This window comes from Trichococcus flocculiformis, assembly GCF_900113645.1.
In the GTDB taxonomy this organism is placed as follows: Bacteria; Bacillota; Bacilli; order Lactobacillales; family Aerococcaceae; genus Trichococcus; species Trichococcus flocculiformis.
On the sequence record NZ_FOQC01000006.1, the window covers coordinates 1 to 15,813 of the forward strand.

At 38.5% G+C, this 15,813-nt stretch carries 18 protein-coding genes and 1 pseudogene; 10 read left to right on the plus strand and 9 right to left on the minus strand.

From position 1 onward, the window contains the following. Positions 1-92: 92 nt before the first annotated feature. From BMZ71_RS03960 to deoC, 6 genes and pseudogenes are all read right to left on the minus strand, one after another. Positions 93-1,079, minus strand: a complete 987-nt coding sequence (locus BMZ71_RS03960) for a sugar-binding transcriptional regulator (RefSeq protein ID WP_086988519.1) — start codon at positions 1,077-1,079, stop codon at positions 93-95. A 260-nt stretch (positions 1,080-1,339) separates the two neighbouring features. Beyond that, complete coding sequence (locus tag BMZ71_RS03965) at positions 1,340-2,440, minus strand: glycerol dehydrogenase (protein ID WP_086988515.1); 1,101 nt, start codon at positions 2,438-2,440, stop codon at positions 1,340-1,342. A gap of 183 nt (positions 2,441-2,623) precedes the next feature. Further along, positions 2,624-2,938: pseudogene (locus BMZ71_RS03970) on the minus strand (transaldolase family protein); the annotation flags it as partial. A 72-nt stretch (positions 2,939-3,010) separates the two neighbouring features. Beyond that, positions 3,011-3,988 (minus strand): Gfo/Idh/MocA family protein, encoded by a 978-nt coding sequence (locus tag BMZ71_RS03975; RefSeq protein ID WP_086988513.1) that lies wholly within the window; start codon positions 3,986-3,988, stop codon positions 3,011-3,013. A 128-nt stretch (positions 3,989-4,116) separates the two neighbouring features. Further along, the gene (locus BMZ71_RS03980) at positions 4,117-4,833 is read right to left on the minus strand and encodes a GntR family transcriptional regulator (RefSeq protein WP_086988512.1); all 717 of its coding nucleotides are present in this window, start codon (positions 4,831-4,833) and stop codon (positions 4,117-4,119) included. 67 nt (positions 4,834-4,900) lie between these two features. Then, entirely contained in the window at positions 4,901-5,614 is a 714-nt protein-coding gene (gene deoC, locus BMZ71_RS03985; RefSeq protein WP_086988511.1) for a deoxyribose-phosphate aldolase, read from the minus strand. Positions 5,615-5,795: 181 nt separating this feature from the next. Between deoC and BMZ71_RS03990 the strand changes: the two genes are divergently transcribed. The 7 genes from BMZ71_RS03990 to BMZ71_RS04020 are packed head-to-tail and all read left to right on the plus strand — an operon-like array spanning position 5,796 to position 10,896. Further along, positions 5,796-6,209: a PTS sugar transporter subunit IIA gene (locus BMZ71_RS03990; protein WP_086988510.1), complete on the plus strand. Its 414-nt coding sequence runs from the start codon at positions 5,796-5,798 to the stop codon at positions 6,207-6,209. A gap of 37 nt (positions 6,210-6,246) precedes the next feature. Beyond that, positions 6,247-6,741 (plus strand): PTS sugar transporter subunit IIB, encoded by a 495-nt coding sequence (locus BMZ71_RS03995; RefSeq protein WP_086988509.1) that lies wholly within the window; start codon positions 6,247-6,249, stop codon positions 6,739-6,741. Between the two features lie 17 nt (positions 6,742-6,758). Then, positions 6,759-7,583 carry a PTS mannose/fructose/sorbose/N-acetylgalactosamine transporter subunit IIC gene (locus tag BMZ71_RS04000; protein WP_068624640.1) on the plus strand — a complete coding sequence of 275 codons (825 nt, stop codon included), beginning with the start codon at positions 6,759-6,761 and terminating at the stop codon, positions 7,581-7,583. Positions 7,584-7,604: 21 nt separating this feature from the next. Further along, positions 7,605-8,414 carry a PTS system mannose/fructose/sorbose family transporter subunit IID gene (locus BMZ71_RS04005; protein WP_068624642.1) on the plus strand — a complete coding sequence of 270 codons (810 nt, stop codon included), beginning with the start codon at positions 7,605-7,607 and terminating at the stop codon, positions 8,412-8,414. Positions 8,415-8,455: 41 nt separating this feature from the next. Beyond that, positions 8,456-9,364, plus strand: coding sequence for a class I mannose-6-phosphate isomerase (locus tag BMZ71_RS04010; protein WP_086988508.1), 909 nt, complete (start codon positions 8,456-8,458; stop codon positions 9,362-9,364). A gap of 9 nt (positions 9,365-9,373) precedes the next feature. Continuing rightward, positions 9,374-10,177 carry a Cof-type HAD-IIB family hydrolase gene (locus BMZ71_RS04015; protein ID WP_086988507.1) on the plus strand — a complete coding sequence of 268 codons (804 nt, stop codon included), beginning with the start codon at positions 9,374-9,376 and terminating at the stop codon, positions 10,175-10,177. A gap of 35 nt (positions 10,178-10,212) precedes the next feature. Then, positions 10,213-10,896, plus strand: coding sequence for a ribulose-phosphate 3-epimerase (locus BMZ71_RS04020; protein WP_086988506.1), 684 nt, complete (start codon positions 10,213-10,215; stop codon positions 10,894-10,896). A 481-nt stretch (positions 10,897-11,377) separates the two neighbouring features. Here the strand turns inward: BMZ71_RS04020 and BMZ71_RS04025 are convergent, their stop codons facing one another. Next, positions 11,378-12,574 (minus strand): ATP-binding protein, encoded by a 1,197-nt coding sequence (locus BMZ71_RS04025; RefSeq protein ID WP_086988505.1) that lies wholly within the window; start codon positions 12,572-12,574, stop codon positions 11,378-11,380. Positions 12,575-12,981: 407 nt separating this feature from the next. Between BMZ71_RS04025 and BMZ71_RS04030 the strand changes: the two genes are divergently transcribed. Beyond that, positions 12,982-13,293, plus strand: a complete 312-nt coding sequence (locus tag BMZ71_RS04030; protein WP_086988504.1) for a BRCT domain-containing protein — start codon at positions 12,982-12,984, stop codon at positions 13,291-13,293. A 267-nt stretch (positions 13,294-13,560) separates the two neighbouring features. Continuing rightward, positions 13,561-14,013 (plus strand): DUF305 domain-containing protein, encoded by a 453-nt coding sequence (locus tag BMZ71_RS04035; RefSeq protein ID WP_068561783.1) that lies wholly within the window; start codon positions 13,561-13,563, stop codon positions 14,011-14,013. A 169-nt stretch (positions 14,014-14,182) separates the two neighbouring features. On the opposite strand, the gene BMZ71_RS04040 is transcribed toward BMZ71_RS04035, so the two are convergent. Continuing rightward, positions 14,183-14,419 (minus strand): hypothetical protein, encoded by a 237-nt coding sequence (locus tag BMZ71_RS04040; RefSeq protein ID WP_068561782.1) that lies wholly within the window; start codon positions 14,417-14,419, stop codon positions 14,183-14,185. 92 nt (positions 14,420-14,511) lie between these two features. Then, positions 14,512-15,048, minus strand: a complete 537-nt coding sequence (locus BMZ71_RS04045) for a hypothetical protein (RefSeq protein ID WP_086988503.1) — start codon at positions 15,046-15,048, stop codon at positions 14,512-14,514. A gap of 309 nt (positions 15,049-15,357) precedes the next feature. Here BMZ71_RS04045 and BMZ71_RS04050 point away from each other — a divergent pair, with 309 nt between their 5' ends. Further along, positions 15,358-15,813, plus strand: coding sequence for a CopY/TcrY family copper transport repressor (locus BMZ71_RS04050; RefSeq protein WP_068624654.1), 456 nt, complete (start codon positions 15,358-15,360; stop codon positions 15,811-15,813).

Sequence of the window (15,813 nt, forward strand, 5' to 3'; positions counted from 1 at the left end):
AGCTCTGCCAAAAATCCAATATTGCAGATGAAATAGAGTTGTTCATATCAAGATTTGGGGTGGTATGAATAATTCAGGTTTCTTTATCTTTTTCAGATTTCCTTCAATTGATAAGTATCCAAGTATGGGTCTTTTTCCAGCCTTAATATTTCCAGGACGGTTTCTTCATCCGTAATCAGGCAATTGATGTAGCTCTTCTTCAGCATCGCTAAGATGGATTTGCTCTTCACTTTAGATCTTGCTATGCCAACCGATAATGGAACTTTTTTTAGATGGTACAGATCCAAACCGATTGTTCTTTCATACAGATTGCCCTTCAGCATCTTTCCTTCGTGATCAAAAAAGCGGCAGCAGCAGTCACCTACGGCTTCACGGAGTTCCAAATCTTTATAATCCTCCTTCGTCAGCAAGTCCCGCCATTGGCTTTCCCTTATCCTCAAAGGGCCGCCGATTCCGACGATGGCGATATCCAATCTTTCCCAATAATCCTTCAATTCCTTGAAATATTTGGAGTCCATTATACCCTTTTTTAATTGCGGCGTCTCTTGAATGACTGTAGCGTTCACAAAAATATTCTGCCCACTGAATTTCCTGGCCATTTCGTAAACGAGGGTATTCACATGATACTTGGAATTAATATGGCTGGGTCCTCCGGCAATAGGAACAAACATGGCATTCGTTTTTTTCTTGCTTTCGATCTCCGCTACCGTATCGCCTAGCGTTTCTCCCCAGGATACGCCCACAATGCTGTCCATTTCTATTTTTCTTTTTATGTAGGCAGCCGCTGCTTTCGATAATTTTTGATTTTTCTTTTCATTGGAATCCGATTCCACGACCGGAACGATTTCGATGTCCTTCAGTTTGTATTTACTTTTCATATGCCGTTCCAATGCATATATTTGTGTATTGAATTCCTGGATCTCGATCTTGACGATGCCCTCGTCCTTTGCCTGCTTGATCATTCTGCTGACGGTTGTTCGGTATATTTTTAATTCCTCAGCGATTTCATTCTGTGTTTTTTCCTCAAAATAGTACAGATAAGCTACCTTCGCCAGCATATTCTTTTTATCGTCTTTCAATCCCAACACCTGCTTCCCATCTATTCCTTTTCTCTTCCGAAACCATCGCTCACCTCCATTTTAAATGACTGCTTTTCGAAATGATAGCACAATCAAAATACTAGGATTCGAAGTCCATTGAAAAAAGCAAAAAAACTCATGACATCCTGAAGACAGAATGCCATGATTTTCTATTCTGGAAATGCCTTGTAAAGGTCATCCAATTATTCCAATCGGAGTGCACAACAGTCATCTCACTGCGCATTCCATTTTCACTTTTCCTATTTCGGGAAAACCATCTTTACGTAGGCATCCAATCCCTTGAGGGCATCCGCGACATCTGAGGCCGTGATTGCAAATGGCATTTGATGGATCGTTTCACCTTCAATGGTAGCCTGTGTGCCGATTTTTAATAGTTCTTCCTCAGATACTCCCGCCAAATGCAGTTCTGCAAGCGTAGTCGGCAAACCCAGAGCTTGATAGAAACCAATATATTTATCCAATTCAGCTTTTGGTCGATTTTCCAGATACAATTGCGTCAAAGTCCCATAAGCAACTTTTTCCCCATGGGTCAAGTGATGGATGTCCCCCTCTATCGCGGTGAAACCATTGTGGATAGCATGCGCTGCAGCCAAGCCCGCGCTCTCAAAACCGACACCGCTCAATAAGGTGTTGGCTTCAACAACAGCTTCCAAAGCCTCGGTCACGCATTTGGCTTGGTTATCAGCCATTGCTTGAAGGCCATATTCAAATAGGGTCGCTTCGCATTTTTCGGCAATCGCGATGGCTGCTAAGGTTTGTTTTCCGCCAGCCATGGTATTCCCGTGTTTTTGTTTGACAGCGCGCGCTTCCACATAAGTCGCCAGCGCGTCGGCTATCCCTGAAGCAAGCAGTCGTGTTGGGGCTTTGCTGACGACTGCAGTATCCACCATTACGAGCTCCGGATTTTTCTTGTAGAATAAGTATTTCTCAAAGGCCCCTGCGTCATTATAGATGACGGATAACGCCGAAGTCGGCGCATCGGTCGAAGCGATAGTCGGTAGGACAGCAATCGGAACCTGCAAATTATCGCAGATTGCTTTACCGGAATCGATCGTTTTTCCGCCTCCAAGCGCAATGACTACATCTACTCCGTTTTCTGTACCGATTGCTGTGACGCGGGTGATTTCATTGACAGATGCTTCTCCATTGAATGGGACATGGACGACTGCGATGCCCTCTGCTTCAAGATTGCCCTTCAATTCTTCGCCGACCAGCTTCCAGACGATATCATCCGATAACAATAGGGCTTTATTCCCTAATTCAGCGATATGACTTAGACCAGTTTTCAATACATCTTTTCCTTGAATATAACGGGATGGGCTTGCAAAAATTTTTTCCATTTGATTTCCTCCTTGAAGAATCGTCTCCTCAAATGTCTGGAAACGAAAGCTTCCTCTGCTATTTTTTATCGCTCAAAAAGCGATTTGATTCACAAATAATAAAAGATAAAAAAATCAACTACAGCAAACAAGGATCAACAAAGATGCACCGCGTGTTTGTTGATCAGTTTGCGCTTGCTTAGTTTAAACCAAAAGCTCTGGTTGGACATCCAGCGAAGTCGTACCATAAACAGACTGCCAATCTGAAGAGAAATCCGCTACGTCTTTGTTGATTGAAGGCATATCGAAGGCGCTATCCAAGATGTCCACACCCATGGTAGCCGCATGTGCGCCACACTCATAAGCTGCATTGACCTGTCCAACATTCTTGAAGCTGGCAGCTAAGATTTTTGTTTTGCTGTTGTCTCGGTCGATGACTCTTCGCAATTCTGTAATCACTTCTTTTGCGTCGATATTCAAATTTTCCATCCGGTTGAAGTAAGGTGCGATATAATCTGCCTGCTATGTTTAGTTAACTATATTAATTCAGATTAACAGATAATAGTTGTGTGGCTGGCTGTTGCTGTACATTCAAATAGTTTCGAAACCATCATATGTTAAGTTCCATTCCTTCCGTACTTTATCCATTATTTCAAGGACATCTGAGGTTAAATCTATGTATGGATTAGATGTTTTACTTAAAACAATTTGAGATATTTCTTTCACTTCATAATTAAGCCTTTTGGTAGAATATCCGGATTCAAATGATACGCTATCTCCTGAATGAGATGTGAATAAGATATTATTTGCGCTCGGATAATTATCAACTGTAAAATAACCATTCTCAAAAGCAATTATCCCTACTTTTGGCATCTTTGCTCTGAATGTTAGAGATATATTAGCCAATTCTTCTTTCTCGTTTTTTAAACTTATAGTAGAGCTTTCATCAACACCCGATTTATTCATAACGACTTGTGTGAGGACGCTGTTAGGCTGTTCCGACAAGAAGAACCGGGCGAAATTTAGGGCATAGACCCCTATATCAAAAAGTGCACCGCCAGCTAGTTCTTTTTTAAAGAAATAGCGATCTTCTATGTTTTTATAGCTCCCGAAATTGACCTGAATCATTTTTAAAGGACCTAAATCGTTTGTTTTGATCCACTCTTTTACATCTTTATAAACAGGCATAAAGTGAATTGTCATAGCTTCAAATAGGTACAAACCGTTCTTATCGGCAAGTTCTCTCAATACACGTAATTGTCTGCTATTCAACACAATAACTTTCTCGCAGACCACATGTTTGTGAGCTTCTAATGCCCGATAGATATACTCGTAATGCATATTATGCGGAATCGCAATATAAATTATGTCTATTTCACTATCTGATAGAGCGCTTTCGTAATCGCTGTATGCCTTATTAATATGAAATTTATTTGCAAAAGTATCAGCCGCGTTTTGATTTCTGGATACTACAGCCTCTATAACAGCATTGTCTGATTGAAACTGATTGGCAAATTCATGGGCAACACCTCCAGTTCCTACTATCGCCCATTTTAATAGCATTTCCATCTTGGCGTGTCCTCCTCATATCTCCTGTATGATTCAAATAAACCTATTAAATTGTTACTCCGATATTTTTTACGATAAGTGGTGAAGAATTCTTTGTCTAATGGAATAGGATTTATTTCCTTAGCTGATTACGTGATGTTGATGTTAAATACAAACGAGTTTACGTCCCCTCGATACCAAGAAACAGAATATTCAACTGGAGTTGCATCAACTGTACTCCCAATAGAATGGAAATAGAATACTGGATCATTAATCGGAATGTTAAGCATGACTCCAGAAAGTTCATCAGCTTTTATTACCTCTAGTTTCCGCTGTATAGAAACAACGGGATAGCCTAACGATTCTAATTCTTTATATAGGCTCCTGTGTGCAAAGTCTACGTTTTCCAGTTTCTCTAATCCTTTATATGGGAAATATGTTGTAACTAATACAACAGGTTCATTTCCTGCATATCTTAATCTCGTTAATTTGAATACTTTATCACTCTCGTTGATATTTAAGTTATGTGCTACATCTTGGGATGCATTTTCTTTGGTGAAGGAAATGATTTTAGTTACCGGATGTAGCCCTTTTTGCTGTATTTCATCTTCATAACTTCTAATCATATGGGTGAATTCTTGATTAATTTTCTTTTGACGAACAAAAGTCCCACTTCTTTTGATTCTCTCTAAATACCCCTCATTTACAAGACTTTGTATTGCTTGTCTTACGGTTGGGCGACTCACTCCATATTGTTCGGCTAAATCGAGCTCTTTGGGGATTTTTTCATGCAATTTATATGTGTTGTTGAGTATTTTCTCAAGTAAATCCTCTCTTATTCCTTCGTGTAATTTTTTATTGTCCATTAGATAAATTATCCTTCCAAAAAAAACTCTCTTAGTATTATCAAATAATAAGAGAGTTTAAATTTATTTAAAATTCCATAAATTCTTTCCCGGAAGTTAGTAGCTGGTTCTTAAAATCTTCGATTATCTTGATCCCAGAACTAGTTCCGATTCGTTCAGCTCCATTTTGAACCATTTTAATGAATGTGTCAACATCACGAACTCCTCCAGCGGCTTTAACTTTTACTTCATCACCTACAATTTCTTTCATAAGTTTAACATCCTCTACTGTAGCTCCCGTTGGTGCCATCCCGGTAGAAGTTTTGATGAAATCTGGCTTTACTTCTTTCGCAATTTTTGAAAGCGTAACGATTTCTTCTTTACTTAAATACGCATTCTCAAAAATCACTTTTGATATTACGTTATGATCAGTGCATACGCTAACAATTCTCTCCATCTCATCTTTGATGTAATCAAAATTACCATTTTTTACTTCGGTTAAATTAATGACATAGTCAATCTCGGTGGCGCCATTTTTAATTGCATCTTCAGTTTCGTAAACTTTTGATTCTATCGACGTTTGTCCTAATGGAAAAGAGATCGCTGCACCGACGTTGACATCAGTATCTTTTAAAAATTGAGCGCATATCTTTGATTGAACTTGATTAATCGCTACCATTTTAAAATGATATTCTTTAGCTTCGTCGCACAGCAGCCTCATATCTTCTGCAGTTGCATAGGCGGCAAGATTGGTATGGTCTATAAAACGGCTTAATTCATCAATAGTGTACTTCTTTGTCATTGGTGATCATCTCCCATTTCTTTATTTATGTCATTACATATTCGGATTATAAAACACCTTTTAACTATATGTCAACACTTAAATGTTAAAATAATAACACAAATGCGTTGACATGGGCGTTTAACTGATATAGAATGAAATCGTTAACAAGTAATATGACATTACATATAGGGAGGATATTATGAAAATTGTTTTAGCGTCACATGGGAATTTTTGCCACGGTTTATTCGAGAGCTATACGATGATCGCGGGAAAAAATAAAGACATTCATGCTATCAGTTTAGATGATAGTGGAATTGGCACATTTAGGAATAAGCTCAATGAATTGTTAGATGAACTGACATCTAACGATAATGTGTTAATTCTGACAGATATCAAAGGAGGAACGCCCCATAACGAAAGCTATAGTTATAAGTTAATGCATGAAGGTAAAGTACGTTTAATAGCTGGAATGAATTTACCTATGTTAGTTGAGCTTGGGTTATCACTTTCATCTATTAATGACTTAGATCAGCTAGCACAGTTAGCCGTTGATACTGGTAAAGAATCAATCTCATTGGAAGAATCTGATTCGGAAGACGACTTGGGACTATAAAATAACAGCTTTATTAATCTAAATTGGAGGAGTATTTATGTCTATTACCTTAGTAAGAATCGATGATCGCGTCATTCACGGACAAACTACAACACGTTGGACTAAAGCAAGAAATGTCTTTGGGGTACTGGTTGTGGGGGATAATATTGCAAGTGATGAATTACGTAAGAAAGTGTTGAGAGCGGCAGCTGGTAATCTAAAGTTAGGAGTCTATTCCGAAGAAGTTGCTCCTGAAAAAATTGCTAAAGCTATAGAAGGCCCTAAGGACTATTTTTTGATTAGTGATTCCCCAAAGACATTTGCTAGCTTATTACGTGCTGGTGTTGACTTTGGTAAAACATTGAATGTTGGCCCAATGAATACAAGGCCAGGTACAAAAGTTTTAGGTCGAACTGTAGCTCTTGATCAGGAAGATTATGAAGCATTCGATTATATTTATAATCAGGGGGTAGATGTTCAATTCCAATTATTACCGGATGATGACATTAAAAATTGGCCAACAATGAAGAAAAAATATGATTCTATGAGTTAATGAGGGAGGTTATATAAATGGAAACTAGTTTGTTGCTATCAGCATTATTAACAGGGATTTTCTGCTATCTCGGTGCGATTGAAACACCGTGGTTGTTCGGTATCACTGGTGGGTTTTATATCTTAGGGAGACCGTTAGTTGCTGGATTACTTGTCGGTTTAGCGTTTGGCGATGTTACGGCAGGCGTTCTCTGTGGTGTCGCTGTCCAAGGGGTGTTCATCGCAAATTTGTCAACTGGTGGGGCTACCAATAGCGAAATCACTTATGCCTCTTATGGCGGAATTGGTTTAGCAATGGCAACTGGAGGGAATCCCGCAATTGCAGTCACTCTTGCAATTTTAATCGGACAAACCTTCGGGTTGATTTTCTATAATAGTAGAATGGCAGCGTATTCTTTCTGGAATACGAAAGCACAAAAGGCTGCAGAAGAACTTGATTACAACGGTATCACATTCAACCATGTAATTGGACCACAAATTACCACCTTTTTACTTCGTGCAGTACCTGTATTTCTAGCCGTTTATTATGGACAACCTCTAGTTGATGGGTTGCTGAATACCATTCCAGAAGTAGTTACACATATTATTTCAGTCCTAGGTGGCGTACTTCCTGCATTAGGTATCGCAATGTTAATGAATATTGTTATTAAAGAAAGTAGTCATTTTATATTCTTCTTTGCTGGATTTGTACTGATGGCATTCGCTGGACTAAGTATGATTGCTTTAGTCTTTATTGCAGCACTTGTTGCGTATGTTGTATACCTTGCTTCAGAGCGCCGCGGTGTTGTAACTGAGAGCGGAGGATCTAGTGCAGCAGTATTCGAAGATGACGAATTATTTTAAAGAGCGGAGAGGTGAACAGCAATGCAAGAAAAATTAACAGTTAAAGATCGTAGACAAATTTGGGCTCGTTGGGGTTTTACTCATCTGTCATCCATGAGTTATGAAAAGTTACAAGCTCATGCCTGGGCATATGCATTTATTCCATTCGCAAAGAAATTTTATAAAGATGATCTCGAAGCGCAACGCCGATTGATGACTAGACACTCTATGTTTTACAATACAGAACCACAAACCGGACAATTAATTAATGGAATTGTGACGTCCTTAGAAGAACAGATTGCTTTAGGTGAAGAAGTAAGTGAAGATATGCCTGTCAATATCAAAGCTACTTTAATGGGCCCTCTAGCAGGAATTGGCGATTCAATCATTCAAGGTATCATTGTTCCGTTACTACTTTCCATCGCCATGGGAATGGCTGTTAACGGAAGTGCCATCGGACCATTATTCTACATGATTTCATTTGGTATCGCAGGTCCATTGATAAGCTACTTATCCTTTAATTATGGCTATAAATTAGGTGTCAATGCAATCGATGTTATTGTTGGAGAAAATGCCCAGAGAATCACAGATGCTTTTAATATCTTAGGGATTATGGTAGTTGGAGGACTAGCAGCTTCTAATATCTATTTATCAACTGCATTAACGATACCGATGGGGACTGAGGTACAGGAGCTCCAGTCAGTCATGGATGGAATTTTCCCGCGATTGCTACCATTATTGATGGTCATATTATCGTGGTGGCTAATTGCTAAAAAAAGAATGAGTGCTACCAAAGTTATACTTATTTTGACAGCAATTGTTACTGTGGGTGTATTGCTAGGAGTATTTTAAACTACAAAATCAATAAGTAATGATGTAAGGGAGATCGAAAAATGATAGTACTTAAGCCAGTTTCAAAGGAAAGAATTTGGGGAACCCCTCGGCTGCACCAATACTCAGGAGATTCCCATATTGATAGAATAGGATCGGTCTATTCTGTATCCGGCATTGAAGCGCTGAGCAATGAAATTTTAGCAGGGGATGAGCACCGTACCCTTTATGAAGCTGTAAAAGCAGCCCCTGAAAAATTCGGAATCACAGCAGGTTTTGATTATCCAATCATTATTTCGTTCACTAGCGCAGATGAAAATCTAAGTATACAAGTTCACCCAACCGATGAGTATGCTATAACTCATGAAAATGCCTTATATGGTAAGAGTGAATCATGGTATTTTATTGAGCCTCCCAGCGAAGGCTGGATATATGCTGATTCACTGATAGAGGATAAAAGGGAAATCAAGCGGAGTATTCTGAACGGAGACTATGAAAGTGTAGTTGGTAAAATCATTGTTTCGAAAGATGATGTAGTGTATATCCCTTCGGGTACTCTTCACGCTTTGACACGTGGATCCCTTGTTTATGAAATCCAACAATCGACAGATATCACATATCGTTTTTTTGACTATAATCGTTTAGACAATGACGGAAAACTTCGAGACCTACATTTAGACGATGCAATAGAGACCTTGAATACCGAAAACCGTGTTAAAAGCAGCGCATTTCCAAAAGACACTCTGGTATCAGAACAGCCATATACTATGGTAAGAAAAACTTTAGAGAATGTATATCACAATACCACAGACGTGGCGGTAGCTATCACCGTTTCCAAAGGAAGTATGTGTGTTGATGGTCATAGCATACTGGCTGGGATGAGCATCCTTGTTTTACCGGACGAAGCGATAAGTATCTCTCAAGCTGCGGAGGAAGTAGTCATTGCAACCCCAAAACTATATTTTAAGTAGGTGTATAATTTGTACAAACTAATAGCGATGGATATGGACGGGACATTGCTTAATGATGAAAAGAAATTGACTGAGGAAAACATAAAAGCAATTAAACAAGTCAAAGAAAAAGGTATCTTTACTGTCATAAGTACAGGTAGACCAATTTCTGGAGTAAAGCCGTATCTAAATATGTTTGAGCACGGGGACATTGATTTTTTGGTCTGCAACAATGGTGCAGTCGTGTATAACGTGATTCAAGACAAAATCATTCATGAAGAGCATTTTAAGCGGAGTGAAATCGAAGAGATAATCCAAATGGCTGATGACTTAGAAATAAGCTTGCATTTCTTAGATAGCAATCAATTGATTACCCATAACAATCCAATCAACAAGTACATTATTTTAGACGCTTATTTATCTGATATGGATATCTTTACGAAAACTCCGTCAGCCCTTGCTAATCATGAGCATATCCATAAAGCTTTATTCACAGCTGATAGCGAAATGTTGAATCATAAAACTCAGCTACTCCCTCAGTGGTTTGTCGAAAAATATAACTGCGTACGTAGTGATGAAATGTATTTTGAGATTTTGAAAGAAAATGTTGATAAAGCATCTGGTTTAAAGAAAATTATGCGCTCGTTAGAGATTGATCGAGAAAATGTAATTGCTATAGGTGACCAACAGAATGACATACAAATGTTGAATTTATCTGGTTTAGCTATTGCAATGCATAATGCTTCACCATTAGTTAAAGAAATGGCAGATATAATTTGTCCAGATAATAACAGTAGTGGAGTTAGTCAAGTTTTATCAGATATTTTTTTCTGAGTAAATGATAAATTTAGGATGAAACGGAGGATTCAATGGCTGATATATACTTATGTCCGTCAATGATGTGCGCAGACTTTGGTAACTTGAAAAATGAAGTAACCAGCTTAGAAAAGGCCGGTGCAGATATATTCCACATTGATATTATGGACGGAAAATATGTTCCTACAATTGGTATGGGGTTACAAGATTTTAAGGTCATTCGAGAAACGACTGATTTAATGCTAGATGTTCACTTAATGGTAGAAAAACCAAGTGCCTATGTCCAAATGTTCGCTGAATTAGGAGCGGATATCATATATATCCATCCTAACTCTGAGAACCTACCTGAATCAACGTTATATAAAATAAAAAGTTACGGAAAAAAGGCGGGTATCGTCCTAAATCCAGGTACATCAATTTCTGAGATACAAGAACTATTACCTCTTGTAGATTATGTTTTGGTAATGACGGTTTATGTAGGTTTTTCGGGCCAAAAATATTTAGACTTTGTTGATGATAAAATCCATCAACTACTAACGCTCAAAACTGATCATCATTTTGAATTAGTTGTTGATGGTGCAATAACCCCAGATAAGATTCAAAAGTGGAGGTCCTTAGGCGTGAAAGGCTTTGTTCTTGGTACGTCTGCGCTATTTGGTAAAAATCAAAGTTACGATGAATTGATTTCGAATTACAGGTCTAGACAGGTAGTAAATCTTCAAACTAAAACAAGATAATAGGAAAGTAATATAATTCCATAAGCAACTAGAATAAGTATGTGCCATCTTCAATTGATGAGCACATACTTATTTTTTACGGGTTGATACTTTGCAAGTGAGAATAAAATAGTCAAAACTCAAAAGTACTTACTATGATTCATACTCCAATAAATACAAACAGATGTATTATGATACTCACCAAATTTATGTAAGAGCCAATTTAGTTTAGCGCTGATAGGCTTTTATTAGTCTCTGTTAACGGCCACTGTACTGATTTCTTTACAGTAAACTTACTATATTTGAATGCATAGATGGGAACTCTATGCATTTTTAGCGTATTATTTAAAATTTTATTTAACAGGAGAATTACCCGCAAGGATTTAATTTCGCACTGACTTATATAAAAAGTGACTCTTTCTGTAGATAAATCAGAAAGAGTCGCTTTTCATTTAATGGAAGGAAGAACAGAAGAGTTGCTCACGGCTTTATATGGATACCGCTACTCTTCCAATAGAAAATCAAATACATTTTTGTGAAGGATGCCATTTTGGGACATATCCAAGCGATCCATCGTAATCAACCATTTCGGATAGTTATCGGTAATTTTTTCAAAAGCTTTGAATTCTCGTTCTTTTGTCTGCTCGTCCATCACCGATAGAGAGACTTGAATATACATTTTCGTCTCCGATCTTTCCGCAATGAAATCAATTTCGGCGGTCCCGTTTTTGCCAACAAAAACCTGGTATCCTCGTCTGATTAACTCTAAGAACACAATGTTTTCAAGATCATGTCCCATATTGGAAGACTTATAGCCGATCAATTGATTGCGTAACCCCATATCGACAATATAATACTTTCCGTTTGTTCTTAAGAGCTCTTTCCCGCGTATATCATAACGACTGCACTGGTAGAGAATATAGGCGTTACACATCAACATCAAGTAATTATCCACTGTGTCATGACTGATTTTTGATCCCTCAGAGCGCAACGTATTGGCTATTTTATTGGTGGACAGACTGTTGCCAATGTTATCAAATACAAATTTTGCGACCTTGTAGAAGCCACCAATTTCTCTTATTTCACCGCGGCTAATAATATCTCTTGAGAAAATAGAATCAAAGAGTCCTTGGTTAATCGTTCGAATCAAATTTTCGTCTTCCACCAGGTTCACTGCGGGGAAGGATCCGCTGCGGAGATATTCTTGATAATGTTGTTCTAGGTTATTTACCGTATCGTACTGTTTAAACTCCAAAAACTCACGGAAAGACAAGGGATAGACCTTTATTTCAATATACCGTCCGGATAAATAAGTAAGGTATTCTCCAGAAAAAAGACTGGAGTTTGACCCAGTCACATAAATATCCGCATTGAACGTCACCTTGAGACTATTGATAACCTTAGCCCATCCCTGAATTTCCTGCGCTTCGTCAATCAGCAGATACACCCGCTTCTGTCCTGGAATCCGTTCCCTTAGATAAGCATGGAGGCGGTGGCCGTCTTTCAAAGGTTCATTTTCCATCCTCTCATAACTGATTTCGATAACTTGATTTTCTTCGACGCCACGCTCCAGCAGCCAGTCTTTATACAGCATTAAAAGGGTTGATTTCCCACAGCGACGGACCCCAGTCAGTACTTTTACAAAATCGCTGTCTTTTGCCTGAATCAATTTATCTAAATAACTCTGACGATTAAACATACTGTTCCTCCTAAAATCCTGTGACATAAGCGAAATATGTCTCATTTCCAAATATTTATTCGAGCATACGCTAATAATTTTATTTTTATGCATATATTTCGATTATACTCTAAAAACTTATTTATTTGTTTGTTTTTTCGATTATACTCGAGGAATTTTTTATTTGTCGTTAAATTTAGTAGATTTGAATGGGAGTCGTTCATTCTTCAATCTGAAAGTGTCTTAAAACCCTTTATTTTCCCACCCACTTTAAAGTAAAAAGGGGTCTAAGGTTAGGTTGAGAGTAATATAAGGCCTTTTTCTGAAAAAAGAATACACGTTCGCTAATCGTTCTTGATAAAAGTCTTTCGAGAAGGGTAAAATAGAGAAAAGAACCCTTCCAGCTGAGGGGAAAGGCAGGTGATACTATGTTGCGGGGCGAAAAAATTGTATTTGCAGGTAAATTGGATACGTTTTCTCGGAAACAAGCGCAGGCATTAGTCACTGCCTTAGGAGGAAAACCGCAAGCAGCTGTCACTAAAGATACAACAATCTTGGTTGTGGGGAAGGCGAACACCAATCTCTTTCAAGAAGATTCGCGAAGTCTGAAGATGCAAAAAGTGGAAGCTTTGCAACAAGAAGGCCACGCTGTTTGTGTTTTGTCCGAGCAGGCATTCTTGGAGAAAGCCCTGTTACACCTAAATCAAGTGGTGGGGATTATGAGTGGATCTAGAAGGTAGGATGAACCCACCTCTTCTGTTTCAGAAGGTCTAAAAAGAGAGAGCACTGAATGAAAATCAACTTAAAAGTAAATGCATTTCAAAATTCTCGAATATAGGGATTAGTCAAAGTTTCTAATTTTTACACGCCTACTAGCCCTAGAGGCGTTTGATGGATTGACGGGCGACCTCCTCAAAATTGAAATAGGATTTTTGACCCGTCATCCGCGTGTGGCTATAATGGAGATAGGAGATGTAAAGAGTAATTACAACTAGGAGGAGATTGTTATGAAGAAGTATGTACGCTTTGGAATTATGATTTTGGTCTCTACGGTAATTATGTATTTTTTGATGTTCTTGAATGTATTTCAGCTAAATCATATTTATTTCAGCGAGATGCGGCTCTTAATGACGTTGATTATGGGATCCGTGATGGCGGTTGTGATGCTATCGTTTATGTGGAAGATGTATGATAATAAGAAATGGAATATTATCATACTGGGAGCGAGTTTTTTAATCTTCGGTGTTTCTTTATGGTTGGTGCGCAGTCAGGCGACGATAGATGATGTGGATTACATGCAAGCTATGATTCCACACCATTCCATTGCCATCTTGGCTAGTGAACGAGCAACGATAGAAGACGAGCGTGTTCGAAAATTAGCAGATGAGATCATAGCTGCACAGGAGCGAGAGATCGCGGAGATGAAAATTTTAATTGAGGAAATTCAGCAAAGAGAGTAACAGATATTTTGATAGAGACGAATTAATTGCGGGTAGAGGGTACGACTCTAAAAAAAGCCTCCTTACAGACGAAAAACCTCGGAACATTAAAGAAGGAACACAGCTAATAAAATATAGCTTTGTTCCTTCTTTTAGTATAGAGATTCTCTTCTAAATAAGAGGTCAACTTCTACAGCTGACTCAAGTGGTAGTTTAGTAATTCTGATTGCAGTATTCTCAGTGCTTCTTTCAAGCCATCGAGTCTACCTGTCTCAATGTCTATGATTGCATAATAATCAGATAGGTATTCTTCTGATACACCGGCATTCAACTGCATATGTATATATGCTTCTACTATCTTAATAGAAGATGTTGTAGAAGTTACTCTGGATTCTAGTCTTTCAACTACTCTCGCATAATATTCCAAGAATTCTTCCCCCTTAAGTTCAAGTATACGCTTTCTGAATCAGGAAAGGAATAGTTTGAAAACCAGAAAAAGCGCTGAACAGCAGTATCCGATTACTCTATCCATTCCTCGCTCTGATTGAAGTCTTCAATCCAGGTAATTTCTGTATTTAACGTGTCATTTTCTTCAATAGGGGAAGAGGTTGGAATAGGATTCTTTCCGGATAGCTGCATTCGATTATTTGTAAAGACGTGAATCTGGAACCATTTTTCCTCTTGTAAAAGCTGTATATTACGAATAGATTCCAGTGAGATCCATTGATCGTTAATGAAGATTTTATTTCCCGTAAGAGAGCCTCTGAAATGCCCTACTATCGATTCAGTTTGACGCCCGAGGTAATCTTTTTGATTCAATTGAATTGATACGGGCCTGTTTTTCTGCAGGGCTTCCGCTAATACTTCGTCAATTTCACTTGCATTCATTTGAGCGAGGATAGGGATATCCTTCAGAGCCTCTTCTTTTCCAGCAGAAATGGACCTTGTCAGTTCTTCCATTGAGAATGCCGTTAACCACTTAACCATGCCTCTATCCTGGTAGTCGTTGTACTCTTCAAACACCTTGTCCGTATGTCTTATCGGTTCTTTTAGCATATTATTCACCTTCCACCATTCTGTTCGTGTTACGAATAAGGACTTCCTGCAAGTTCTATACCCTATTATACGAACGTACGTTTGTTCGTGTAAAGCGAACACGCTAAATATTTACAAATGAAGGTTAGAATCTCGTATTTCAGTACATTGTTAGATTAGCATACTTCCTTGATACCGCGTCGCTATCGACTCGGTATATCTTTTTGTAAATTCAGAAAAGAGTAGTTGACAAATAATGTTTACAAGTGTAAATTATAAGCATAGAAACGTTTACGTTTGTAAACGAATAACAGGGAAGAAGGGGTAAAAATGAAGACAGGAACGTTAACTCCCCATATAACTGATGCCGAATGGGAAGTCATGCGTGTTGTTTGGGCAAACCATCATGTCACGAGTAAGGAAGTTATTTCGATCCTGGAAGATAAGATGAACTGGAAGGCAACCACCATCAAAACTCTGTTGGGTCGTTTGGTTGAAAAGGGCGCGTTATCGACTGAGCAAGAGGGGAAAAAGTTTATCTACACGGCACGTGTTGCTGAGGAAGTTACTGTCCGAAACTACACAGGCAATATTTTCAGCCGTATTTGCAACAAAGATATAGGACATGTGATTGGGGAAATAATCAAGGACAACGTATTGAGCTTTAATGATATCCGCTACTTGGAAGAGATTTTGGAAAAGAAAAGAACTTCCGCTGTGGAAGAGGTTAGCTGCCGATGTCTACCTAGGCAATGTCAGTGCAACCTACACCAACATGGAAAATAG